Source organism: Anaerovirgula multivorans (assembly GCF_900188145.1).
GTDB classification, from domain to species: domain Bacteria; phylum Bacillota; class Clostridia; order Peptostreptococcales; family Natronincolaceae; genus Anaerovirgula; species Anaerovirgula multivorans.
This window is the reverse complement of the sequence record NZ_FZOJ01000007.1, coordinates 31,993-54,484: the sequence shown is the minus strand read 5'-3', so window position 1 is coordinate 54,484 and position 22,492 is coordinate 31,993. Positions and strand designations below refer to the sequence as shown.

21 protein-coding genes are annotated in these 22,492 nt (G+C 33.9%); 17 read left to right on the top strand and 4 right to left on the bottom strand.

Features of this window, described 5'->3' with window-relative positions:
• Positions 1-405 precede the first annotated feature (405 nt).
• Together CHB72_RS26485 and CHB72_RS09020 are read left to right on the top strand one after the other, a co-directional pair.
• Positions 406-567, top strand: a complete 162-nt coding sequence (locus tag CHB72_RS26485; protein ID WP_176431285.1) for a hypothetical protein — start codon at positions 406-408, stop codon at positions 565-567.
• A gap of 63 nt (positions 568-630) precedes the next feature.
• Complete coding sequence (locus CHB72_RS09020) at positions 631-1,749, top strand: TMEM165/GDT1 family protein (protein WP_089282562.1); 1,119 nt, start codon at positions 631-633, stop codon at positions 1,747-1,749.
• Between the two features lie 151 nt (positions 1,750-1,900).
• On the opposite strand, the gene CHB72_RS09015 is transcribed toward CHB72_RS09020, so the two are convergent.
• Together CHB72_RS09015 and CHB72_RS09010 are read right to left on the bottom strand one after the other, a co-directional pair.
• A complete protein-coding gene (locus CHB72_RS09015) occupies positions 1,901-2,128 on the bottom strand; it encodes a hypothetical protein (protein WP_089282561.1) in 228 nt (75 codons plus the stop codon).
• Positions 2,129-2,258: 130 nt separating this feature from the next.
• Positions 2,259-2,843 carry a pentapeptide repeat-containing protein gene (locus CHB72_RS09010; protein WP_089282560.1) on the bottom strand — a complete coding sequence of 195 codons (585 nt, stop codon included), beginning with the start codon at positions 2,841-2,843 and terminating at the stop codon, positions 2,259-2,261.
• A gap of 735 nt (positions 2,844-3,578) precedes the next feature.
• On the opposite strand from CHB72_RS09010, the gene CHB72_RS09005 reads away from it, so the two are divergent.
• From CHB72_RS09005 to CHB72_RS08945, 13 genes are all read left to right on the top strand, one after another.
• On the top strand, positions 3,579-4,016 hold the full coding sequence (locus tag CHB72_RS09005) for an N-acetyltransferase (RefSeq protein WP_089282559.1): 438 nt from the start codon (positions 3,579-3,581) through the stop codon (positions 4,014-4,016).
• A 457-nt stretch (positions 4,017-4,473) separates the two neighbouring features.
• Positions 4,474-6,084 carry a response regulator transcription factor gene (locus tag CHB72_RS09000; RefSeq protein WP_089282558.1) on the top strand — a complete coding sequence of 537 codons (1,611 nt, stop codon included), beginning with the start codon at positions 4,474-4,476 and terminating at the stop codon, positions 6,082-6,084.
• 9 nt (positions 6,085-6,093) lie between these two features.
• Positions 6,094-7,101 (top strand): sensor histidine kinase, encoded by a 1,008-nt coding sequence (locus CHB72_RS08995; protein WP_089282557.1) that lies wholly within the window; start codon positions 6,094-6,096, stop codon positions 7,099-7,101.
• A 33-nt stretch (positions 7,102-7,134) separates the two neighbouring features.
• Positions 7,135-8,571: an ATP-binding cassette domain-containing protein gene (locus CHB72_RS08990; RefSeq protein WP_089282556.1), complete on the top strand. Its 1,437-nt coding sequence runs from the start codon at positions 7,135-7,137 to the stop codon at positions 8,569-8,571.
• 120 nt (positions 8,572-8,691) lie between these two features.
• Positions 8,692-10,209, top strand: coding sequence for a sugar ABC transporter ATP-binding protein (locus CHB72_RS08985; protein WP_089282555.1), 1,518 nt, complete (start codon positions 8,692-8,694; stop codon positions 10,207-10,209).
• 23 nt (positions 10,210-10,232) lie between these two features.
• On the top strand, positions 10,233-11,246 hold the full coding sequence (locus CHB72_RS08980) for an ABC transporter permease (protein WP_089282680.1): 1,014 nt from the start codon (positions 10,233-10,235) through the stop codon (positions 11,244-11,246).
• A 55-nt stretch (positions 11,247-11,301) separates the two neighbouring features.
• On the top strand, positions 11,302-12,237 hold the full coding sequence (locus CHB72_RS08975; protein WP_089282554.1) for an ABC transporter substrate-binding protein: 936 nt from the start codon (positions 11,302-11,304) through the stop codon (positions 12,235-12,237).
• 61 nt (positions 12,238-12,298) lie between these two features.
• The gene (locus CHB72_RS08970) at positions 12,299-12,955 is read left to right on the top strand and encodes a D-sedoheptulose-7-phosphate isomerase (RefSeq protein WP_242975084.1); all 657 of its coding nucleotides are present in this window, start codon (positions 12,299-12,301) and stop codon (positions 12,953-12,955) included.
• Positions 12,952-13,902, top strand: a complete 951-nt coding sequence (locus CHB72_RS08965) for an ROK family protein (protein ID WP_089282553.1) — start codon at positions 12,952-12,954, stop codon at positions 13,900-13,902. Before CHB72_RS08970 ends, CHB72_RS08965 begins: the two co-directional genes overlap by 4 nt.
• A 99-nt stretch (positions 13,903-14,001) precedes the next feature.
• Positions 14,002-14,859 carry an ROK family protein gene (locus tag CHB72_RS08960; RefSeq protein ID WP_089282552.1) on the top strand — a complete coding sequence of 286 codons (858 nt, stop codon included), beginning with the start codon at positions 14,002-14,004 and terminating at the stop codon, positions 14,857-14,859.
• A 235-nt stretch (positions 14,860-15,094) separates the two neighbouring features.
• Positions 15,095-16,030, top strand: coding sequence for a hypothetical protein (locus tag CHB72_RS08955; protein ID WP_089282551.1), 936 nt, complete (start codon positions 15,095-15,097; stop codon positions 16,028-16,030).
• Positions 16,031-18,253 (top strand): DUF3160 domain-containing protein, encoded by a 2,223-nt coding sequence (locus tag CHB72_RS08950; protein ID WP_089282550.1) that lies wholly within the window; start codon positions 16,031-16,033, stop codon positions 18,251-18,253. It abuts the gene before it with no gap.
• 11 nt (positions 18,254-18,264) lie between these two features.
• Entirely contained in the window at positions 18,265-19,299 is a 1,035-nt protein-coding gene (locus CHB72_RS08945; RefSeq protein ID WP_176431283.1) for a CapA family protein, read from the top strand.
• A gap of 229 nt (positions 19,300-19,528) precedes the next feature.
• Here the strand turns inward: CHB72_RS08945 and CHB72_RS08940 are convergent, their stop codons facing one another.
• The gene (locus CHB72_RS08940) at positions 19,529-19,957 is read right to left on the bottom strand and encodes an ImmA/IrrE family metallo-endopeptidase (RefSeq protein ID WP_089282548.1); all 429 of its coding nucleotides are present in this window, start codon (positions 19,955-19,957) and stop codon (positions 19,529-19,531) included.
• A 14-nt stretch (positions 19,958-19,971) separates the two neighbouring features.
• Positions 19,972-20,439 (bottom strand): helix-turn-helix domain-containing protein, encoded by a 468-nt coding sequence (locus CHB72_RS08935; protein ID WP_089282547.1) that lies wholly within the window; start codon positions 20,437-20,439, stop codon positions 19,972-19,974.
• Positions 20,440-20,591: 152 nt separating this feature from the next.
• Between CHB72_RS08935 and CHB72_RS08930 the strand changes: the two genes are divergently transcribed.
• Together CHB72_RS08930 and CHB72_RS08925 are read left to right on the top strand one after the other, a co-directional pair.
• The gene (locus CHB72_RS08930) at positions 20,592-20,792 is read left to right on the top strand and encodes a helix-turn-helix transcriptional regulator (RefSeq protein WP_089282546.1); all 201 of its coding nucleotides are present in this window, start codon (positions 20,592-20,594) and stop codon (positions 20,790-20,792) included.
• 258 nt (positions 20,793-21,050) lie between these two features.
• Positions 21,051-22,433: a uroporphyrinogen decarboxylase family protein gene (locus CHB72_RS08925; RefSeq protein ID WP_089282545.1), complete on the top strand. Its 1,383-nt coding sequence runs from the start codon at positions 21,051-21,053 to the stop codon at positions 22,431-22,433.
• The last annotated feature ends 59 nt before the right edge of the window (positions 22,434-22,492 follow it).

Below are 22,492 nucleotides of genomic sequence, written 5' to 3'. Positions count from 1 at the left end.
TTCTATAAGCATAATTTTTTTGCTGGCCTATTACCCTCCATAGAAGGATATGAAGAGCATCAATTTAAAAATTTATAACGGATTAAGAGGGCTGTAAGCGAACAAATTACTAGAGAATAATATTTGATAATTTGGCAGCAGACAAATCCCTGTCCCTTAGTCTGTCCTTCAAAAATGATGAATTGTTATTGACATGATATTAACTGTGTGTTAAATTATGGGTAGATTCTAAAAGGGAGTAGCTGTGGCTAAGCCAAAAATAAAATCAACACACTGGAGAAATCCTGGTTTTATTTGCTTTAAGACTATCTTAAAGAAGCGAGACTTTTAGATTAGTAAGTCATTGATAAATGGCTTGTTAATCTAAAAGTCTCGCTTTTTAATTTTTAAAGAAGGAGGAGTAATATGTATACTGGAAGTGATTACTGGAAGAATTATATAGAAAGATGGTTTGGAAAAGAGGTGATTGAAAAATGGGAAAAGCACGTAGTAATTGAAAATGCATCTCATTTTCCAACTGATAAAAACACTATGATTAATGGGCGGAGGAAGTTGATAGTTTTATAAAAAGCATAGAGGGATAATTATTAAGTAATCTTATTGAAATATTAATATGATGAGGTGGAGACTATGATCCAAGAATTATTAAAGGCATTTATTCTTATTTTTATAGCTGAAATGGGGGATAAGACTCAAATACTAGCAATGGCTTTTGCTACAAGATATCCAGTAAAAAAGGTGTTACTAGGCATCTTTCTGGGAGCTTTTTTGAACCATGGTTTAGCTGTACTTCTAGGTAATTATATTTCTTATTTTATTCCAATAAATACAATTCATATAGTTGCTGGTTTCGCATTTGTTGGGTTTTCTCTTTGGACATTAAAGTCAGATGGAGATAAGGATACAGATGAAGAACAAAAATTTAACTTTGGACCAGTTATAACTGTAGCCTTAGCTTTTTTTATAGGAGAATTAGGAGATAAGACTCAACTAACTGCGATAACCCTAGCAATTAGTGCTACCTACCCATTAGTTATATTAGGAGGAACTGTTTTAGGTATGATTGTTACTGGTGGAATAGGTATTGTAATCGGAAAAAAATTAGGAGATAAGACACCTGATTTTGTCATAAAAATAATGGCAGCTTCTGTATTTATGTTCTTCGGAATAACTAAGCTCTACCAAACCTTACCAAGTGAATATTTAAACTTACGAAATGGTTCTATCTTTATTGGAATATTAACTATTATAGTTTTAACGATGCTAAGACCAATGATAGTAAGAAGACAGCAGGGTCAGGAATCTGTATTCAGAAGAAAATCTAGAGAACTATATAATTATTATCATCAAGTTGAAGAAAATATAGATAAAATCTGTTTAGGACTAGACACATGTGGAGAATGTCGAGGTAATAACTGCATAGTAGGTTATACCAAAACATTAATTAAGAATGGCTTAGAAGAAAATGAACCATTTAAACAGGAAATTTTTATATTTAGAGAGGAAACTTTAAACAAGCATTATGATAAAGAAAAGGTATTGGAGAGCTTAAGAATAACACTTGTATTACTGAAAAAAGATCTCTGTAGTAATGAATATGATAATATACATGAAATAAGAAAGAAGCTTGAAACGATATTATTTGGGAGAAGTGTTGAACATATGGATAGCTGGGAGGAATATAAAAGATGTTTGATAGACATTGATGAAACTATTGCTATTAGGATTTTTGAAGCTATGAATCATTAGTACTATTTATACAGGGGGAATAATATGGAGATTATTAATATTGGCAATCGCATAAGCAACAACTATATAATAAAGCTGGAAAAAGGTTGTTCGGGTCAAAAATATCTTTCATCATTTTTAAAAGGTTAGTAGACTGTGCATTTTTGTTAAGCTAAAGCTTTGACCAGATACCGTATGGTCTAGAGAAATATGTTCCCATACCAGAAAATTCTTCACTGGCTGTGGTAAACAATTTTTCCATTCTGTTTGCCTCATTTTTATTTTCGGGATTATATGGAAGACTGAATTCACAATGGTAGGATGTTCTCATATCCTGAGGCTGTAGGTATACGCCGATGTCCTGGTAGGGATAGCTTGCCTCTTCCACTAATGAGTACATTTTTTCAATGAATTCTGGAGCCGTATCTAATGTAGTCGCATATACCTAAAATCCTTAAGGCAATGATACAATAAGCATGTTTATAGAATAATTAAAAAGAGGGCAGTTTAAAATGATCATAGCTTTACCTTTATTTTATAATAAGGTCGAAATGCTTTAAAAGCGATATTGCATCAGGTAACGTAACTATGGTTTTATTTGTTTTATTATTCGATGGGTTTATCTCATAATCCTTAGCAAAAGAAAAATCTGCCTTTGACAAATTTGAATTACTAAATTTTGTTCCAGTTAATATTGAATAGGTAAAATTACTTTCTGATAAGTCTGTATTGATGAAGTCACTTTCTAATATCTTACATTGTTGAAAAATACCTTTTCTTAAGATAAGGTCAGAAAAATTACAATTTTGAATTAAACAATCTTTAAAGCTTATATCAATAATAAATGAATCAATTTTATTAAAGCTTATACCTAATAATTTACAGTTTTCAAATTCAACAGTTCTTAGTTTTGAATCACTAAATTGTGCCAAGCTTAAATTACACTCTTTAAATGAACAATCTTCAAAGAATGCCAAAGAAAAATCTGATTGTGAGAAGTCACAGTTTGTAAATTGACAATTGACAAATGTTTTATTGGCCATGTTTTGATTAATTGCCTTTATATGTGTAAAAACTATATCTTCATGTTCACTTTCGTATAATATATCTATCATTTCTATTCTCCTTTTTATCTTCTATATTGTTTAGAACACATTCTTTGAAACATTTTTTCTATCAACTATAATATGTGACATTAAAGTATTCCACATAGATTTGCAAAATTCCTTTACAAAGAATATAAATATGCTGATAGGGAGAGGGTTTACCAGATCAGTTCTTCTAAATGGTAAATCTAAAAAGTATTAGTCAGTATTATGTGGTTAATATATAAAATATAAATTGCTTTAATTGATTAGGAGAGTTCAGTATACCGAAACATGTATAAGTAACGGGGTATAATATAGATCTAATTAATTAAAGATTGGTAGAGTATGAAAATATTTGACATAACAAGTAATGTATATTAATATTACTATGGATGGATTTAAGATAAATAAGTGAGGTGTTTGATGCGCAGAGTAGTTCTTTAATATTTATATTTAGAGATATATTTTAATTTGTCATAAATTAGGTGGATATAGCACCTTTATTTGTGATGTCATTATTCTAAATAACTATGAAGATACTATGTCCGCTCGTCAAATACTATTATAATAGATTAAATATATATCTACTTTTCTTTTTAAAGTTTTGATATATGATAATTTTATATATTGTATAGTTTTGACATTAAGCTGTGGACCATTGCTACAGCTTTTTATTTTTTTAGAAAAAATCTTAAACCCATCTAGTGGATATATATTTTCATAGTGAAAATAAAAGACACTATGAATTTGGAGGAAAGTATTATGATAAGAAAGTTGAATGTAAATGAACAAGAAATAAATAAAATCATGGAAATCTGGAGAGAGTCAACTATTGAGGCACACAGATTTATTTCCCAGGAATATTGGTTAAAAAGCTATGAAGTTGTAAAAGAAAAATATCTCCCAATGGCTGAAACTTATGTGTATTTAGACGAAAATGAAATAAAAGGTTTTATCAGCATATTACAAGGGGAACATATAGGAGCATTGTTTATTGATATAAATTGTCAAGGTAAGGGTATTGGGAAAAAATTGATTGAGCATATCAAGGAAATATATGATAGCTTAACATTAGCAGTTTACAAGGAAAATAAAAAGGCAGTCAATTTCTATGAAAAAGTTGGATTTATTAAAAAGTATGAGAAATTAAATGAAGAAACTAATGAATCAGAATATAGTATGAGTTTTGAAAAGCACTAAAAGTAAAGCTTAAGGCAGGGAGTTAATCCCTGCCTTAAATTTGTTTTCTTCTGAGTAGTAACATCCTTTCTCCTAAAAGTGCTTGAAGGATGTTTTTCTTTTTAAGAGAGAATATAGATGCAAAAAACACCGAATATTGATACAATAAGATTATTATAACCAATAGGAAATTAAATCAATTTTATTAATTAAAGATTAAAAGGAAAAAATTGATAAAACTAGCGTTATAAACATTTTAAATCTGTAGAAAAGTTATAATTTTCGTTATTGGTTTCAAATAAGTCAACCAATAAACCTTTCAAAGGAAGACTTGTTTATAACCAATAGGAAATTATAAACATTTTAAATCTGTAGAAAAGTTATAATTTTCGTTATTGGTTTCAAATAAGTCAACCAATAAACCTTTCAAAGGAAGACTTGTTTATAAAGCAAAATTCTATAATAGGGGTTGAAGCATATGATTAGAGTGATAATAGCAGATGACGAAACTCGAATATGCAAGCTTATAATCAAATTTATAGATTGGGATAAACTAGATATGCTTATCGTGGGAACTGCCAATAATGGCATCGAAGCACTTGAACTTATTGAAAAAGAAAAACCAGACATCGTTATTACCGACATAAGAATGCCTGGTTACGATGGGATAGATATGATAGAAAAAGCAAAAAAAATGAATAATGATTTGGAATTTATTATAATAAGTGGATATGGCCAATTTGAATATGCTAAGAAAGCAATAGAGTTTGGCGTAAAAGATTATCTTCTTAAGCCTATAAATAGAGATGACTTACTTAAAGCACTGCTTAAAGTAATGGGATGCGTAAAAAAGAAAAACGGACAAATTAGCTTAGAGAAAGAGTATGAATTAATCCTTAAAAATGATGTAAATAAAATCAGAGAATCATTTTTAAATAATTTTATATTATTTAATTCAGAAAGCTTTAAAGAGTATACTTTAAATGAGGTCAATGAAAATTATCATTTTAATTTTCAAGAGGGCTTTTTTAGTATCGTTGCATTAAAAATTGATTATATGGGTAAAGAGGATTCAAATATTATAAAAAATATCATTGATAACACAGTAGATATGACTAAACCAAAGTTGCAAAACATTACTTACGAATTAGGCATCATTAAAGATAAAAGCAATTTATATATTCTAATTAACTATAATCCAAATGAGAAAAAACAAATTGAGGCAGTTCTTTTAAAGATTTTAGAATATTTTAATCAAAGGATTTCTACTGCTGAGAAAATTGAGGTCACAGTTGCATTGGGAGAAGAAGTAGCAGATTTAAAGGACATTACACAATCATTTAAATCAGCAAAACTATTAATAGAAGATAGAATACTAAAAGGAACAGGAAAAATAATAGAAATTGATGGGAGAAGAACGGATCAGACTGAAATAGAAGATATTTTCTATTATTTCTCCAAGAAATTTATTAAAGCTGTAGAATTATTAGATATAGATGAGGTAAAGAAAATAATATTCAATTTCAAAAAGGATATAAGCTCTAAAAATATAAGGGGTGCTGAATTAAAAAAATTGCTCAATGAGGTAGGAAATATTTATGATATAACGATGAAAAGCAATAATATGAAAATTGATCATGTTCCTGAAAACGATAAAAAATTAAAAAATATAATAGACAATTGTAACTCTATTGACTGTTTGTTTAATGAGTTATTGGCGTATATTACTTCTTCTTTAATGATTTTAGCTGGAGATAAACCCTACAATAATCTTAGACAAATAAGGCAGGCCAAAAAATATATAGAAGAGAACTACATGAAAAATATCACTTTAGAGGATTTAGGTGCGCATATAGGATTTAATCCAAGCTATTTCAGCAGTCTTTTTAAGAAAGAAACTGGAACCTCCTATATCGAGTATCTTTCTAAGATTAGGATTGAGAAGGCCAAGGATTTGTTAAAAGAATCAGATTTAAGGATACAGGATATATGCCTCATGGTGGGATATAATGATGCCAAATACTTTACCAAATCATTTATTAAACACACAGGCTTAAAACCTAATGAATATAGAAAAATATTTGCATAGGAGAATGAGATGAAGGATAAAAAAAGACTTTATTTATTTGATAGAATTTTTATTGTTCTCATTACCATGACTATTATGCTTCTAATAGCTTTTTTACACTTAATATCTAGTTCTATAAGTAATGGAACCTATATTTTTTTATTCATCTATACACTTTTTATAGCCGGGGTTTTATATCTCTCCTATGAATGGATATACAGACCCTATAAAGAAAGCAACAAGGTATTAAGACTCTTTCATGAAGGATATATTTTTAAAGGGGTCTTCGACCTTAGAGTACCTTTCAATCACGAATCATTACTTGCCTTTCAAAAGTTTAAAGAGATTATTGATACAAAAGAACTTATAGAAGGCTCTAAGAAGCATGCTGAATATTTAGCTCTTCAGAATCAGATTAATCCACACTTTCTATATAATACACTGGAAGGGATAAGAAGTGAAGCTTTAATTGAAGGTGTAGATAGTATTGCTAATATGACTGAAGCCTTGGCAACTTTTTTCAGATATACAATATCAAATGTGGATAAACTTGTAAGCCTTGAAGATGAAATAACAAATGTGGAGAACTATTATAAAATACAAAAATTCAGGTTTGGTGAAAAACTAGATTTTAGTACCGACTTTCAAGTTGATCATGATAAAGAAATACTTAAAGCAAGAATTCCAAAACTTACTTTACAGCCTATTTTTGAAAATGCTATTTTCCATGGAGTAGAACGAAAAATGGGAATGGGGATATTGACATTGAAGGTTCTTGCCACAAGTAAAAGGCTTATTATTACAATATCTGATAATGGTGTAGGGATAGAAGAAGAAAGAGTTAGAAAACTGAATAAAAAGTTTAGGGGAGCCTCTCTTGAATATATGAAAGAAGATAAAAATAAAGGCGGGATTGCATTACTCAATGTAAACAATCGGATTAAGCTTATTTTTGGCGATGAATATGGAATTTATGTGTATAGCAAAGTAGGGGCAGGAACAGATGTTGAAATAACAATACCTTTTATAATGGATTAATATTTTTAATGGGTTCAATATGAGGATGGGATCATGAGAGAAGAAATATTAAGAATTGAGAATGTAACAAGAAAGATAGAGGGCATTACATACTTAGATAATATAAACTTCCATGTTTTTAAAGGGGAAATTATGGGTTTAATCCCTCTTAATAATCATGGGAAAAGGCAGCTTATAGAACTTATATCACAAAATCTATCCATTAATTTTGGGAGAATATATTTTAATGAGGAGCTTGTAAATTATTATGAGCACAGCAACATGACCAATAACAAAGTTTATTCAATTGATAAAGAGACGAAATTAGTAGAAGATCTTAAGGTGACAGATAATATTAATGTTCTTAATCATACTTTTCACGATTATATTATAAGAGAAAAGAAGCTAAAAACAAAAACTGATGAATTACTAAAACAACTGGAAATAAAGATAGAGACATATGAATATGTTTCTGAATTATCTCTCTTTCAAAAAACAGTGATTGAACTTATTAAAGCAGTGATAAGTGGGGCACAACTCATCATATTTAATGAACTGTCAAGCTTTTTAAGTATTGAAGAACTTTCCAATTTTCAAAAGTTAATCTTATATTATACGAAGCGAGGTATATCCTTTCTCTATATGGCCAATCATCATGAAGAGGCTTTTAAGATATGTGATAGGGTTTGCCTTTTAGAAAATGGAGGGATCATCAAGGTAATCGATAAAAAAGATTTTTCTGATGAAATTTTAAAACCTTATATTATATCCTTCGATAATAGCACAGAGCTAAATGAACTAAGTGAAAATTCAGGAATTTTTGAATTCAGAAATTTTATCACAGAAAATCTTAAAGGCATAAGTTTTTCTGTAAAGAGAAGTGAATGTATAACGATTCTTGATATTAATAATAAAGGGATTCAAGATATTGTTGAAATATTTAGTGGGCTCAATCAACCTATAAGTGGGGACATCCTATTAGATCATCATACTATCGATCCTATAAATGCTAATAATCTATTGATAAACAAAGTAGTGTTTATACCTGAAAACCCTGTTAATAAAACATTATTTTATGATATGTCCTATTTGGAAAATTTAACATTTCTTATAGATCGTAAACTAAATAAAAGTATTATCAATAGAAAGATATTAAGAAATATAAAGGAAGAATATAGATCATTCGTAGGAGATAATGTAGATGTAAGGAATCTTAGAGGAATGGATGCTACATCCTTGTATGAACTAGTATATTTCAAAATACATATATTTAGCCCTAAGGTTGTTTTTATCATGCAGCCCTTTTCTGATGCGGATATGTATTTAAGAGGAAGAATCATAGAACTTATCAATAAACTTAAGAAAAAAGGGATTGCAGTGATCATTCTTGCTGTCAATATATCTGATACCTTAACTGTTTCTGATAGACTTTTAGTCATGGAGAATGGAAAACTCTTAAGAAATTATGATAAAAAAGATTTAGCACTTTAAAAAAGTAAACATCTAATAAATGTCCCCCTAATTCAAAAGAATCTCTACCATGTAATTTTTTAAATTGTGATATGATTTATTTAAAGAATTACATCGTAGAAGTTGAATTAGGGGGTTTTTATGGATAATTATATTGTTGAATTAGAAAACGTTTGCAAAAAATTTCCGGGAGTAAAGGCTCTTGATCATGTCTCTTTTAAATTAAAGTCAGGAGAAGTTCTTGCGTTGCTTGGAGAAAACGGAGCAGGTAAATCTACACTGATGAAAATATTATCCGGTGTGTATACCAGAGATCAAGGTATAATGAAAATATTCGGTGAGGCCATTGATGATATGAATCCAGTTAAAGCCCAGGAACTAGGCATAGCAATTATTCATCAGGAACTTAATATGTGTGATCATCTTACAGTTGCACAAAATATTTTTCTAGGAAGAGAAGTAACAAAAAAGGGTGTTTTATCTGAAAAAGAAATGAATGATGAGGGTGGGAAGATTCTAAAAGGATTAAATATGAATATTGATCCTGAAACAATCGTTGGAGATCTATCTGTATCTAAACAGCAAATGGTAGAAATCGCAAAAGCACTATCTACAAAGGCAAAAATACTGATCATGGATGAACCTACATCAGCTTTAACATCAAAGGAAATTGGCGATTTATTTACCATTATTAAAAGGTTGAAGAATGAAGGCCATGGTATCGTATATATATCCCATAGACTTGAAGAACTTCAGTATATCGTTGATAGAGTGATGATTCTAAGAGACGGACAATATATAACTTCCATGGACTATAAAGATACAAGTCTTAGAGAGATTATATCTTATATGGTGGGAAGAGAAATCACTGAGAAATTTCCGCGAATAGATAAAAATGTAAAAGAGAAAATACTTGAAGTTAAAAATTTAAATGCAGGAAAAATGGTTAGGGATATTAATTTTTCTCTTTATGAAGGTGAAATAGTTGGGATAGCTGGGTTAATGGGGGCAGGTAGAACAGAAACCACCAGAGCATTATTTGGAGCTAATCCCATGGAATCGGGAGAAATCATCATTGACGGAGTAGAAGTCAAAATTAATAAGCCCATAGATGCAATAAAATCTGGAATTGTACTAGTACCAGAGGACAGAAAAAAAGACGGACTATGTACAAAGCTTAGTATAAGGGATAATATAGCTCTTCCTAATCTTGATATCATAGCTAATAAACTAGGGATTGTGAATAGAAAAAAAGAGGAAGAGATGACAACAAGTTCAGTAGAGAATCTTGACATAAGATTAGCTAATACAGAGATAGATGCAGACAGCCTTTCAGGTGGTAATCAGCAAAAGGTTGTTGTAGGTAAATGGCTAGTAAGAAATTCTAGGGTGGTTATATTTGATGAACCTACAAGGGGCATTGACGTCGCTTCAAAGGTTGAAATCTATAATCTCATGAATGAATTAAAGAGTCAAGGGATCGGAGTGCTTTTCGTTTCATCTGAAATGCCGGAGATACTTGGGATCAGCGACAGAATACTAGTTATGGCGGATGGAAGAATTACGAAAGAACTTGATATTAAAGAGGCTACGCAGGACATTATTCTTGAATATGCCACCAAATTTGACAGAAAGATTAAAGAAGGAATGGAAGCTTGAGAAAAGATGGGAGCGATTATAGTATGGAAAACAAAAAAATACCTAGTAAATTAAGGAGACTTTTTTCTAAAAGAGGAATGGGGCAAGTTGTTACGGTAACAATTGGGCTTTTGGTTCTTATTATCGTGTTTGGTATATTGAATCCTAACTTTTTTTCCAATAGGAATATTTCCAACTTATTAAGACAGATTGCGCCTATTATATTAATTGGTATCGGACAGTCCTATGTACTAATTACAGGGAATATTGATTTGTCAATTGGATCTGTTGTAGGAATGAGCTGTATGATTTCAGCCACACTTATGACGAAGGGCATGAACCCCTGGCTTGCAGTAGGTGTTACTTACATATCAGCTCTTGCTATAGGATTATTAAACGGACAGCTAATATCAAAAGCTAAGCTTCCAGCCTTTATAGCAACACTAGGTACTATGACCATAGCAAGAGGTATAGCGCAGATTGTCAATAATAACTATAATACTGATTCTATAGGACCAGGGGCTGAAGGATTTAGAAATTTCTTTTATTATGGCAAAACCTTTGGGTTATATAATACCATATGGATTGCTCTTGCTCTTTGGATGGTATTCAATTTTCTACTTAGTAGAACTAGAACAGGAAGACATATATACGCAGTAGGAAGCAATATTCATGCTGCACATCTTTCAGGAGTAAGCATATCAAGTACAATTACCAAAGCTTATCTAGTAAGTTCAGTATGCTCTGCTACTGTAGGACTTGTGATGACAGCTATTAGTGGTATGGGTACGATGGATGCTGGAACAACCTATGAACTTTATGCAGTAGCAGCATCAGTGATAGGGGGAGTCAGCACCCTCGGTGGTCAAGGAATACTTCTTGGAACAATTATTGGTGCATCAATCTGGGGGGTATTACAAAATGGACTTCAATTTGCCGGTGCTCCTGTAGCTATAAGGAATATAGTCATAGGAATTATAGTTATTATCTCTGTTCTTCTTGATATCGTTGTAAGAGCCAATAAAAACAAAGCAAAAAAAGTAAAAGTCAAAGCTTAATACATTCAAGTTATTAAAGCGAAAGCTTTAAAATAAATGAAATGGGGGGATTAATGTGAAGAAGAAACTTATAGCAGTGGTTTTAACATTAGTACTTATTATTGGAGTAGTGGGATGCTCCAGCGATACTGGTACAAGTAACCAAGGTAGTGAAGGGGGAAACTATAAGGTTTACCTTATAACCATGGATCAGATGGATCAGCACTGGGTTACTGTTGACGGAGGGGCAAAAAAAGCCGCAGAGGAACTTGGCAATGTAGACTATACATGGCTTGCTCCTGATGTTAAAGATGATGCAAAGCAAATTGAAAGTATCAATAATGCCATCGCTGGAGGAGCAGATGCAATACTTCTTGCAGCAAATGGACCAACCGCAGTAACATCAGCACTTAGAGAGGCAGAGGCAGAAGGCGTTAAAATAGTATATGTTGATTCACCTGCTGATTTTCCAGCAGTACAGACACTAGCTACTGATAATGAAGCAGCTGGTAAAATTGCAGGAATAGAAATGTTGGAAGCTTTAAAAGGTAAGAGTGTAACATCAGGTAAGATTGGAATAGTAAATGTAAACGCATCAACAGCATCTACTGTAGCAAGAGAAAAAGGATTTAGATCAGCATTTGAAGGAACAGTTTTTGAAATTCTTGAGACACAGTATGGAGATGGAGATGCAGCAAGATCAAAGGATATAGCAGCTAACTATATTACTGAAGGTGTTGTTGGTATTTTTGGAGGAAACGAAGGATCGACTGTAGGAACAGGAAACGCAATTAAAGAAGCAGGTGGAGAAGTTATAGGTGTTGGTTTTGATAAATCTGATACAATACTACAGCTTATAAAAGAAGGACATCTTTTAGCTACAATGTCACAGAACCCTGATGTTATGGGATATGAAGGTGTGAAGACAGCTGTTAAAGTTCTTGAAGGAAATACAATTGACAAGGACTATGTGGATACAGGAGTTTCTGTTATAAAGAAAGATTCTTTATAGAAAAACATTCATTTTAAGGGGTTACCTAGGTAGCCTCTTTAACATATAAGGGTGAGATAATTTGACAAATAAAACAGAATTTATTATAGATGAATTTAAAGAAAAGTATCCTATGATGACCTATCTTGAAAAAGATATTAGAAGGTTAATAGATGAATTAGTATATAGAATAAAGCTGGGTGGTAAAATACTTGTTTGTGGAAATGGTGGAAGTGCTTCGGATAGTGAACATATTGTAGGGGAACTTCTGAAAGAATTTTATATAAGAAGACCAGTTGATGAAGTTTTTAAAGAAAGACTCAAAGGGAATGTCCATGAGGAAGACTTCGAGTACATAACAGGATGTCTTCAGGGAGCAATACCTGCAGTGTCATTGGTATCACAGACAGGATTTATAACAGCCTATGGGAATGATGTAAACTTTGATATGGCTTATGCACAGCAGGTTTATGCCTATGGAAAGAAAAACGATGTATTGATTGTATTATCTACATCAGGAAACGCATCTAATCTTTGTTATGCTGCAAAGATAGCTAAGACAAAAGATATTTTAGTAGTTTCACTTACTGGAGAAACAGGAGGAGAACTTAGAAAATTAAGTGATATTTTATTAAACGTCCCCGCGCAGGAGACCTATAGGGTACAGGAATACCATCTTCCTTTGTATCATTTTATTTGTAGAGCTCTGGAATACGAAATATTTGGAGGGGATTTATGATTGTTTTAGGATTTGATATTGGAGGAACAAAGTCAGCTGTTATGTTAGCAGAAGTATATAGTGACAGCGTTAATTTTCTAGATAGAAAAGAAATTAAAACCACAAGGAATTGGAAGGAAATTGTTGATAATTTAATAATAGAAGGAAAAAATATGTTGAAAATCAATGGTACAAGGGATAGAAATTTTAAAATCGGTATTTCCTGTGGTGGACCACTTGATAGCAAAAATGGTATTATACAATCACCACCTAATCTTCCAGGATGGGATCATGTTCCCATCATTGATTATATCTATGAAAAGCTAGGTGTTAGGGGAAAGCTTCAAAATGATGCAGATGCTTGTGCTCTAGCAGAATGGAAATATGGAGCAGGAAGAGACTATGAAAATTTAATTTTTCTAACCTTTGGAACAGGGTTAGGCGCAGGATTGATTCTTAACGGGAATTTATATACTGGTGTTAGTAATATGGCTGGGGAAGTAGGACATATACTTTTAGAGGATGACGGGCCAATAGGGTATGGAAAGCAAGGAAGCTTTGAAGGGTTTTGTAGTGGTGGTGGAATTGCCCAAATAGCAAAATTAAAAGCATATGAGCTAGAAGAACAAGGAATAAAAGCATCATTTATTAAAGCAGAAATTAAGGATATTACAACAAAGGATGTTGCTGAATCTGCTGAAGCAGGAAACAGAGATGCATTGGATGTATTTAGAATTTCAGGTAAGTATTTTGGAAGAGGGTTATCAATACTTATAGACATCTTAAATCCTGAAATAATCATAGTAGGTAGTATATATGTACGAGCAGGAAAATTTTTAAATGAAGAAATGTACAAAGAGATTGGAATTCAAGCATTGGAGCTTTCCAGAAAAGTGGTTAAAATCGTTCCGGCAGAATTAGGTGAAAAAATTGGAGATTATGGGGCAGTAGTAACTGCACTAGTATAAAATGAGACTTAATTCATAAGTGACTGCCACTGACTAAGCGGCAGTCTTAGTACTACACCGAAGAGGAAAATTAATTGTTTTAAGTGGGGAGTGATGGACATGTTGGGTGCTATCGAAGCAGGTGGAACAAAATTTGTTTGTGCAGTCGGGGACGATGATTTTAAAATAATTGACAAAATTTCTTTTCCTACAACATACCCAGAGGAAACTTTACAAAGAATTTTTAACTTCTTTGATATATATGCTAATCTAAATGCTATAGGAATAGGTTCTTTTGGACCTATTGATACAAATAAAAAATCAGAAAAATATGGTTATATTACTTCTACGCCTAAAACAAACTGGAGAAATTTTAACTTTCTTGGTGAAATGAAAAGGCATTACAGCATACCAATCGGATGGACTACTGATGTAAACGCAGCTTGTTTAGGGGAATATGAGGTTGGAAGCGCTTCATATAATAATAGTTGTCTTTATTTAACTGTGGGTACTGGAATAGGTGGCGGCGCTATACTAAATGGAACAATTGTAGAAGGGTTTGGTCATACGGAAATGGGACATATTATCATTAGAAATCATCCTGATGATGATTTTGAAGGCGTGTGCCCCTATCATAAAAATTGTCTCGAAGGACTTGCAGCTGGCCCATCAATTGAAAAACGATATGGAGTAAAGGCTGAAAATTTAGATTCTAATCACAAAATTTGGGGGATTCTTGCATATTATTTAGCGCAAGCTCTGGTTAACTATACACTCATATTAAGACCAGAAAAGATTATATTAGGAGGAGGCGTTATGAATCAGGCTAGCATGCTGGATTTAGTAAAGGAAGAGTTTTCTTTGCTATTGGCAAACTATATTGAAACGCCAGATTTAGATTCATACATAGTAAGACCTTCCTTAGGAAATAATGTAGGAATTGCTGGTGGTTTAATATTAGCTCATCAAATTTTATAAAACATCATAAATCTTTAAAAATTTGATTAAATTGAGTTAATAAACTATGATAGTATTGGTAAAATATGTTATAATAAATCAAGGAAATATTTGGAATTTATTACAATGTTTTTTGCCTAATAGATAGATAAAGCTTTTGTCTTTAAAATAAGAATTTAAGTTTTGCTCTTGTTAAATATTTGAATGTTTTTGTAAAGAAGGTGGTTTTATTCACAGAAGGATTCTGATACTTATAATGATTTTGTTAATGACTTTTTACTCCCTTAATTTTATTAAGAAGGGAGTAAATTTTTTAACTGTAAACACAAGTGACGGAGGATCTTTTTTTATTTTTAAATTGCTTTCAGTACATATTTTAGGTACAACATCAGGAGGGAGTTATCAGATAGTAGATGTTTCTTTAGAAAAGAAAGCGGAGGTAGAACAATTAAAATTTGAAGAACAAATATATGCTGCCTATCTGAAGGACCAGACAGTACTTATCTTATCTTCAAATGGTGAAATTCTAGAAAGGTACCATCTGACAGGAGGGAACAGGAGTATTATTAGTAGTTTTATTGATGATCTAAACAATGATGGCGATGACAAGATACTCTTAGTCATTGGTGAAAAAGGGTCGGAATTTGGCGATACTCTGATTATTTTAGGCTTTGATGGAGAAATGCTTAAAGAAGTATATAGTCAGTCTTTCCAAACTCTTAACCCATGGAAGGTGCAAACCTGTGATGTAGATGGCGATGGTCAAAAGGAAATTTCCCTAGGTGTTTATAAGGAAGCTCAATTACATCCGGTTATGGCTAAAAGGCCATTTATCTATGAATGGCAGGACAATGAGCTAGTTCCAAAGTGGAGGGGCTCCAGGTTATCTAGGCCTTTTACTGACTATATTTTTTCTGATATGGACGGAAGCGGTAGCGATGAGCTAATAGCCATTGAGATTTTGGAGCGTGGAGAAAAAGTTCTCCATGTTTATAAATGGAAAGGCTTTGGTTTTGAAGGTGTGGGGGAATCTCTACCTTATGAAGATATTGAGACAATCAAAAAAGTACAAGAAGAGAATACCTCCTTCCTTTATGCTTTAATAAAGGAAGGAGGCAGTGCAAAATGGCATTCATTTTGTTTAGAAGGAGAAGAAATACAGGTTTTTATGAAAACCAAGGGGGAAAGATAAATGAGTTGTAACCAAAAAAATTCTGCAAGAGTGGTAAGTTTCTTATTAGTTATTATGATGCTGGTATCTATCGTTGGATGTAGTAAACAGGAGGAACCAGTAGAGCAGGAAAAGGTTGTAGCTAATTCTTTGCTAGACGAATTTAAAGTAGTTTTTACTGGAGAAGAGAATCGTAGGACGGTAGATGTTCCTTATGAACAGGTAAAATTTACTGCTCAGGTGAAACCTTATCAAGTAAAAGAGGACCTTTCCAATATAGTAAACTTACAGCAGTTTGGAGAATTTACTACAGAACAGCGACAGTTAATTGCAAAGAATGGTTTTGTTGTCATGCCTACTCAAGAAGAACAGTTATTTTATATATATGAAAATAATGAGTACAAAAAACTGCCATCCTTTGTTACCACTGATTCAGTCCTACAGGTTTATCATGTATTTTTTGACTATTCCCTAAGGACCTTAGAAAGTGAAAAGCTCTTAGGCATTTTGGAGGAGCTGACGGAAAGCATGTATAAAAAGTCATTGGCTCTTTACAATGCTGTTACTAATGAGGAGCTCAAAGATCCCCTTATAAAAAATATTGCTTTTTTCACTGTTGCATTGCAAACATTGGAAAAGCCCCTGCCTGCTGATTTGCCTGCCCAGGCCAAACAATTGGCAATAGAGGAGTATCAACTGATTAAAGGGGAACAGGGATATACTGGTTCGGCAATTTTTCCTTATGATTTGGACTATAGTCAGTATAAGCCCCGGGGACATTATACCCGCAGTGAAGAGCTCCAAAGGTTTTTTAGAACAATGATGTGGTACGGGCAAGCACCCTTCCCTTTATATAAAGATATAGAAGAGACTACCAGAAATGTTGAGCAGACCCTGCAGGCTCTTTTGATTACCTATAGCCTCTTTATGGAGAACGGAGGCACATCCGATGTAACCAGGTGGGAGAATATCTATGACCCTACAGTATTTTATGTAGGTAATACCGATGATTTAAATATTTATCATTATCAAGATTTGATTGTAAAAGTATATGGTGCAGATTTTGACTTAAACATTCTGAATCATCCAGAAAAACTGGATGTATTGTATCAAGAGGTCAAAAAGTTGCCAGAACCCAAAATAAAGGCAAAATATACCTCGGTAACCACCCCCGTAGGTAAACAGTTTCGCTTAATGGGTCAAAGGTATATTCCTGATTCTGAAGCTATACAGGAACTGACTGAGCCTATAGCAAGGCCTATCCCTTCGGGGCTGGATGTTATGGCAGTGCTAGGGTCACAGCGGGCTTATGATCTGGCAGTTAATGAGCTAAAGGCTATAGAAAAATGGCTTGGTTATGAAAAAGCCTATAAAAAATATAAAGAGGAATTTTCGCTTCTATCAGAAGAAACCTGGCGGTCAAATATGTATTATGGCTGGCTGTGGGTTGTCAAAAGTCTCTTAGAGCCCTTTGGTGAAGGATATCCCTCCTTTATGACTAATGAGGCTTGGGCAGATAAATCCTTAAGTACTGCTTTAGGCAGCTGGGCAGAGCTTCGTCATGATACGATCCTCTACGGCAAGCAAAGCGGTGCAGAGTGCGGGGGTGGGGAAGAACCGCCTCAGGTGCGGGGTTATGTAGAACCTAATATTGACGTTTATGAAAAGCTTTTATGGCTGACCCAGTATTCCAGAACCAATCTACAGGAAAGGGACATTTTAACCGGCAGCTTAGAAAGCAAAATGCAGCACTTTGAAGACCTTTTGCAATTTCTAATTAATTGTTCGGTAAAACAGCTGCGAAATGAAGAATTAACTACAGATGAATATTATCAGCTGTTAACCTACGGAGGCATGCTTGAGTATTTAACCAGTTCCTTTGCCGGTGATGAAATGCGCTGGTTTGAGATTACCTCCGACACCGATAAAAATATGGCGGTCATTGCCGACATCCATACCATTGCTCCTAATGCTTTTGGTTTAGGGGGATATTTCCATGTAGGTGTAGGCCCTGCTTACGAAATTTATGTGGTTGTTTCTATTGGAGAAGAACTACAACTGACTCGAGGGGCAGTATTTAGCTATTATGAATTTGATGCCACAGAGCGGTTCACTGATGAACAGTGGCAGAAGATGCTAAAAGAAGATAAAGCTCCGGCCCAGCCCAATTGGTTAAAAAGCTTTATTAATGGCGTTGAAAAAGACACGCCATTGCCAGCCAACCCCTATAGTTCTGGATGCTGATGGGGGAGGAGATGAAGAAGATTCTAATGATCGTCTGTCTTTCCTTGGTTATTTTCGCTCTATTGTTTATTGGGACTGATAATGATAGGGATATTACCCTGGTGGCTGTTGGAGATATTCTGTTAGACAGAGGGGTTAGAAGGAGTATAGAAAGACACGATCGCAATTATCCTTATCTTAATGTGCAGGAATATTTTCAAAAAGGGGATATCTCTTTTGCTAATCTAGAGTGCCCTCTGACCCCAGGGGGTACCTCTGTCCTAAAGGACAGAACACTGATCTTCAAAGGAGATATTGAAAATGGCAGAGTTCTAAAGGAGGTTGGATTCACCATACTTAATCTGACCAATAATCATACCCTAGATTATGGTCCAGAAGGCCTGGTGGATACCTTAGAGGTACTAAAGGAAAATGGAATTTTCTCCTTAGGTGTAGGGCTGAATGCTCAGGAAGCTAGACAGCCAGTGTTTATTAGCATCAAGGGCTCCACCATTGGTTTCTTGGGATATTCCCAGTTTCCGCCGGAAGGCTATTTCTACTTTCCTGATAGACCGGAAGTGGCTCGAATAGATCCAGACCTTATGCCAGAAGAAATTACTAGAGCCAAAGAAAGCTGCGACTTTCTAGTGGTTTCCTTCCATTGGGGTAAAGAATATGATTTTTATCCCAGTGAACAACAAAAAGCCTTAGCTCACCTTGCGGTGGACAGTGGAGCTGATCTGATCTTAGGTCACCACCCCCATGTCCTACAGAGTATAGAGCAGTACCAGGATAAGCTGATTTTTTACAGTTTAGGTAATTTTGTTTTTGATCGACAGATACAGCCGGGAGCCGATGAAACTGTTATTCTTAATCTTAAAATAAGCAAAGGCCAGTGGCAGGAGGCTATCCTTATTCCAGTGAAGATAATAGATTGTCAGCCTACCCCTGTAGATGGTGAGGAGGGGGAACAGATTTTAAGACGTTTGCAAAAATATTCAGAAGGGCGCAATAGCTTCATGGTTATTCGGGATGAGAAAGGTTATATTGTTCCTCTTTCATATTGAAATCAATAGACGGTTCTATCGATTAATTATTCTTGATGAAGTATAATAAAGGAAAAATCAGGAGTAATCAATATGCCACCGATTGTTAGATAGTGAGTTAATACTGGGATTATTCTCAGAAGATAAGGACATTGCAATAAAAAGATTCAAAGAATTTAATGAGGAAGAAAATGAAGATATTACCTAAAATAATCGCAAGAACTATCCCGGTAATAAGTCATTAGTTATTTTAAAGAAGCTTCACCTTATACTCTACCAACTTTTTTTGCACACCGAATACAGCTGCAACATGATCTAAACTGTACCCTTCATATTGCATCAATTCATCATCAATAAGCAGCTCAGCAGCGAAGGTGTTCGCCTCTATTTCAATTTTATCGACAAGTAAATAAGTACACGTATCCCAAAAAATTGTATTTATCTTCTTATGTAATAAGGCGTGCCCAAGTTCGTGGGCACATATTTGACGTTGGATGATTGGATCAAGATTGCAATTTATATAAATAATTTTTTTACAGTACTTATGTTGAAATATTCCTCTTACATTCCCAAGATCTTTGAATAATACTATGATACCCAATTCAGCGCATATTTCAAATGGATTATTTGATCCACATCTACGAATAAGCCTTCTGACAATCCCCTTTATATCTGGCATGAAAATCACGCCCCTTATTCTTTTTTATTTCTGTATTTTTTAGGGGTATACTTTTCCTTTGCTTCTTTTTTTGCAAGTGATAAGCCTTCTTCAAGGGCTTGCATGATTTTAACGAGGGTTTCTTCGTCATCTGCTTTCCCATCAAAAGCAAGCCCAACTGAACTCATTAAACTATTTTTAATATGTTCGGCTTGTTGCTTTATTTCCTTCCTATCCTTTTCAGTAAGAGTAGCTTCATATGATTCTTGTTTTTCAAACTCCCTTTTTTGAGAATGCTCCCTACCAAGTAAGTAATCAATACTCACATTAAAAAAATCAGCAAGTTTTCTAACTGTTTCAAAATCAGGCTCGCTATCTCCAGTTTCATATTTTGAATATGTGCTTCTGTCTACGCCTATTGCTTGGGCTACAGTAGCTTGATTGATTTTCTTATTCCCTCCGATACTAGTTCGCAACTCTTTTAGCTTGTCTTTAAATTCCATAACAACACCTCTTAAGTATATTTTATGTGAAAATAATTCACATTACAATTATAGTGAAGAAGTTTCACGTTGTCTATTGACACGTGAAGATACTTCACATATAATTATAGACAAATATGTGCCGTATCTTCACATATGCTGGAGGTGATTGCATGAACCTAATGAGGAAAAAACGTGAAGAACTAAACCTTACGCAGGAAAAATTAGCTGAAATTGTTGGTGTTGATAGGTCAACCATTACAAAAATTGAAAATGGCGGAAGAACATCGGTAAAAACTGCAAAGAAAATTTCCGGCATACTGGGTTTTGAATGGACAAGTTTTTTTGAAAAACAGGAAAAATATTCTGCCTGATCAGAAAGGAGGTAAAAGATTTTGAATCGGGCTTAGGTCCGTCTGCCGGTGATGGCCTACCGGTGCTGATGAGACAGGCCAGAAAGGAATGGAGAAAGCATGAAAACTATTACTATTAACATCGTGAACTTATAACCATAATAAAAGAGGCATCGACCGATACCTCTGAAAGAGAGATTGATTTTAAAAGAATGTGTGAAAATGCTAAACCAACGTCTGCAGAGGGCGTAAAAATTTGTCAAGGGTGGGTGAAAGAATATGTCAAGTGCTAAAGTGTTACAAGATGCTAAAGAATTACAAAAGGAAAGAATAAGCATTTTTCAGAATGTATATGACAATAAGATTCCAGAGAGGCTGCCAGTAAATATAAGTGTTCCCTTTGAGTTATTAGCTGAATTTGGTGAACTCGATATTGTAGAAGCCCAGTGGAATCCTATAATCGTAGAGGAAGCCTTAGATAAGCTTTGTCAGACATTATATACCGATGTTTGTCCTGGTGGAAGCTCTCTGCGATACCCTTCTTATTATCAAACTCTACAATCTCAATCTTTCGTAATGGGTTCCAATGGATTTTTCCAACATCCGGAGGTAGTGGGAATGTTGCCGGAGGAGTACGATTATTTAATCGAGAAGCCTTATGATTGTTTGCTTGAAAAGGTAATTCCGAGGCAATACAAGGCCCTCAACTTAGGGGAGCCTGTTAAAATGATGCTAAGTTTTGCTAAGGCAGTCTTTGGTTATACTAATGACTTGATGACAGGTGGTGCCCTTATGGGTAAAATGATCGAAAAATATGGGTATTATCCTGGAGGGCCTGTGGCATCTGGAGGCTTTACAGAAGCTCCCTTCGACTTTTTAGCAGATCAATTGAGAAGTTTTAAAGGAATCAGCATGGATGTAAGAAGAATGCCTGAAAAGGTAGCGGAGGCATGCGAAGCTCTTTATCCAATTGTGCTTAAAAAAGGTATGCCTAAGACAATTTCAAATTACTCTCAGGTATTTTTACCACTTCACATGCCTACCTTTATGCGGGAAAAGGATTTTGCAAAATTATGGTGGCCAAGCTTCAAGAAACTAATTGAGGAGTATGCTTCCATGGGGATCCACTGTAGAATTTTCTGTGAGGATAACTGGGATCGATACCTTGATTATCTTTATGACCTGCCGACAGACACTGTTATCATGTTTGAATATGGCAATCCTAAGTTGATTAAGGAGAAATTGGGTAAGAAACATATCATCACAGGTCTATATCCAGTAACCATGCTTAAGACTCACACGAAGGAAGCTTGTGTAAATAAGGCCAAGGAATTGATCGATATTCTGGCTCCAGGCGGCAAATACATATTTGCCTTGGATAAAAATCCACTTTCTATTAAAGATATCAATATCGAGAACTTCAATGCCGTTACAGAATGTGTTCGTGACTATGGGGTATACAGTAATTCTGGAGAAACCACTGGTCTTCAGTTTAATAAAGAAGATTATAAACCATCACCTTCTAGAAAATTAGAAAGCAAATACTACAAAACCTGGGAACAGTATAAGGCTGAAAATCCAACAGTATCTGATTTCGGGAAAGAAAAACTTCAAGGTTTTGAGGAAAGAATGTTCCAATTCCTGATGTTCTTGTTACTATAATAATTCCTTCAGAAAAGACATTATGTTTAAAACAGTAAACGTTTTTTGACTGCTAAAGA

What these genes read in the sequence shown, in the direction of transcription:
- CHB72_RS08985 (WP_089282555.1), top strand. Translation starts at nt 8,692, where the DNA reads ATGGATAATTATATTGTTGAATTAGAAAACGTTTGCAAAAAATTTCCG.
- CHB72_RS08940 (WP_089282548.1), bottom strand. Translation starts at nt 19,957, where the DNA reads ATGCCAGATATAAAGGGGATTGTCAGAAGGCTTATTCGTAGATGTGGA.
- CHB72_RS08925 (WP_089282545.1), top strand. Translation starts at nt 21,051, where the DNA reads ATGTCAAGTGCTAAAGTGTTACAAGATGCTAAAGAATTACAAAAGGAA.
- CHB72_RS08945 (WP_176431283.1), top strand. Translation starts at nt 18,265, where the DNA reads ATGAAGAAGATTCTAATGATCGTCTGTCTTTCCTTGGTTATTTTCGCT.
- CHB72_RS09005 (WP_089282559.1), top strand. Translation starts at nt 3,579, where the DNA reads ATGATAAGAAAGTTGAATGTAAATGAACAAGAAATAAATAAAATCATG.
- CHB72_RS09000 (WP_089282558.1), top strand. Translation starts at nt 4,474, where the DNA reads ATGATTAGAGTGATAATAGCAGATGACGAAACTCGAATATGCAAGCTT.
- CHB72_RS26485 (WP_176431285.1), top strand. Translation starts at nt 406, where the DNA reads ATGTATACTGGAAGTGATTACTGGAAGAATTATATAGAAAGATGGTTT.
- CHB72_RS09015 (WP_089282561.1), bottom strand. Translation starts at nt 2,128, where the DNA reads ATGTACTCATTAGTGGAAGAGGCAAGCTATCCCTACCAGGACATCGGC.
- CHB72_RS08935 (WP_089282547.1), bottom strand. Translation starts at nt 20,439, where the DNA reads ATGGAATTTAAAGACAAGCTAAAAGAGTTGCGAACTAGTATCGGAGGG.
- CHB72_RS08980 (WP_089282680.1), top strand. Translation starts at nt 10,233, where the DNA reads ATGGAAAACAAAAAAATACCTAGTAAATTAAGGAGACTTTTTTCTAAA.
- CHB72_RS08990 (WP_089282556.1), top strand. Translation starts at nt 7,135, where the DNA reads ATGAGAGAAGAAATATTAAGAATTGAGAATGTAACAAGAAAGATAGAG.
- CHB72_RS09010 (WP_089282560.1), bottom strand. Translation starts at nt 2,843, where the DNA reads ATGATAGATATATTATACGAAAGTGAACATGAAGATATAGTTTTTACA.
- CHB72_RS08960 (WP_089282552.1), top strand. Translation starts at nt 14,002, where the DNA reads ATGTTGGGTGCTATCGAAGCAGGTGGAACAAAATTTGTTTGTGCAGTC.
- CHB72_RS08995 (WP_089282557.1), top strand. Translation starts at nt 6,094, where the DNA reads ATGAAGGATAAAAAAAGACTTTATTTATTTGATAGAATTTTTATTGTT.
- CHB72_RS08965 (WP_089282553.1), top strand. Translation starts at nt 12,952, where the DNA reads ATGATTGTTTTAGGATTTGATATTGGAGGAACAAAGTCAGCTGTTATG.
- CHB72_RS08955 (WP_089282551.1), top strand. Translation starts at nt 15,095, where the DNA reads ATGATTTTGTTAATGACTTTTTACTCCCTTAATTTTATTAAGAAGGGA.
- CHB72_RS08930 (WP_089282546.1), top strand. Translation starts at nt 20,592, where the DNA reads ATGAACCTAATGAGGAAAAAACGTGAAGAACTAAACCTTACGCAGGAA.
- CHB72_RS08950 (WP_089282550.1), top strand. Translation starts at nt 16,031, where the DNA reads ATGAGTTGTAACCAAAAAAATTCTGCAAGAGTGGTAAGTTTCTTATTA.
- CHB72_RS09020 (WP_089282562.1), top strand. Translation starts at nt 631, where the DNA reads ATGATCCAAGAATTATTAAAGGCATTTATTCTTATTTTTATAGCTGAA.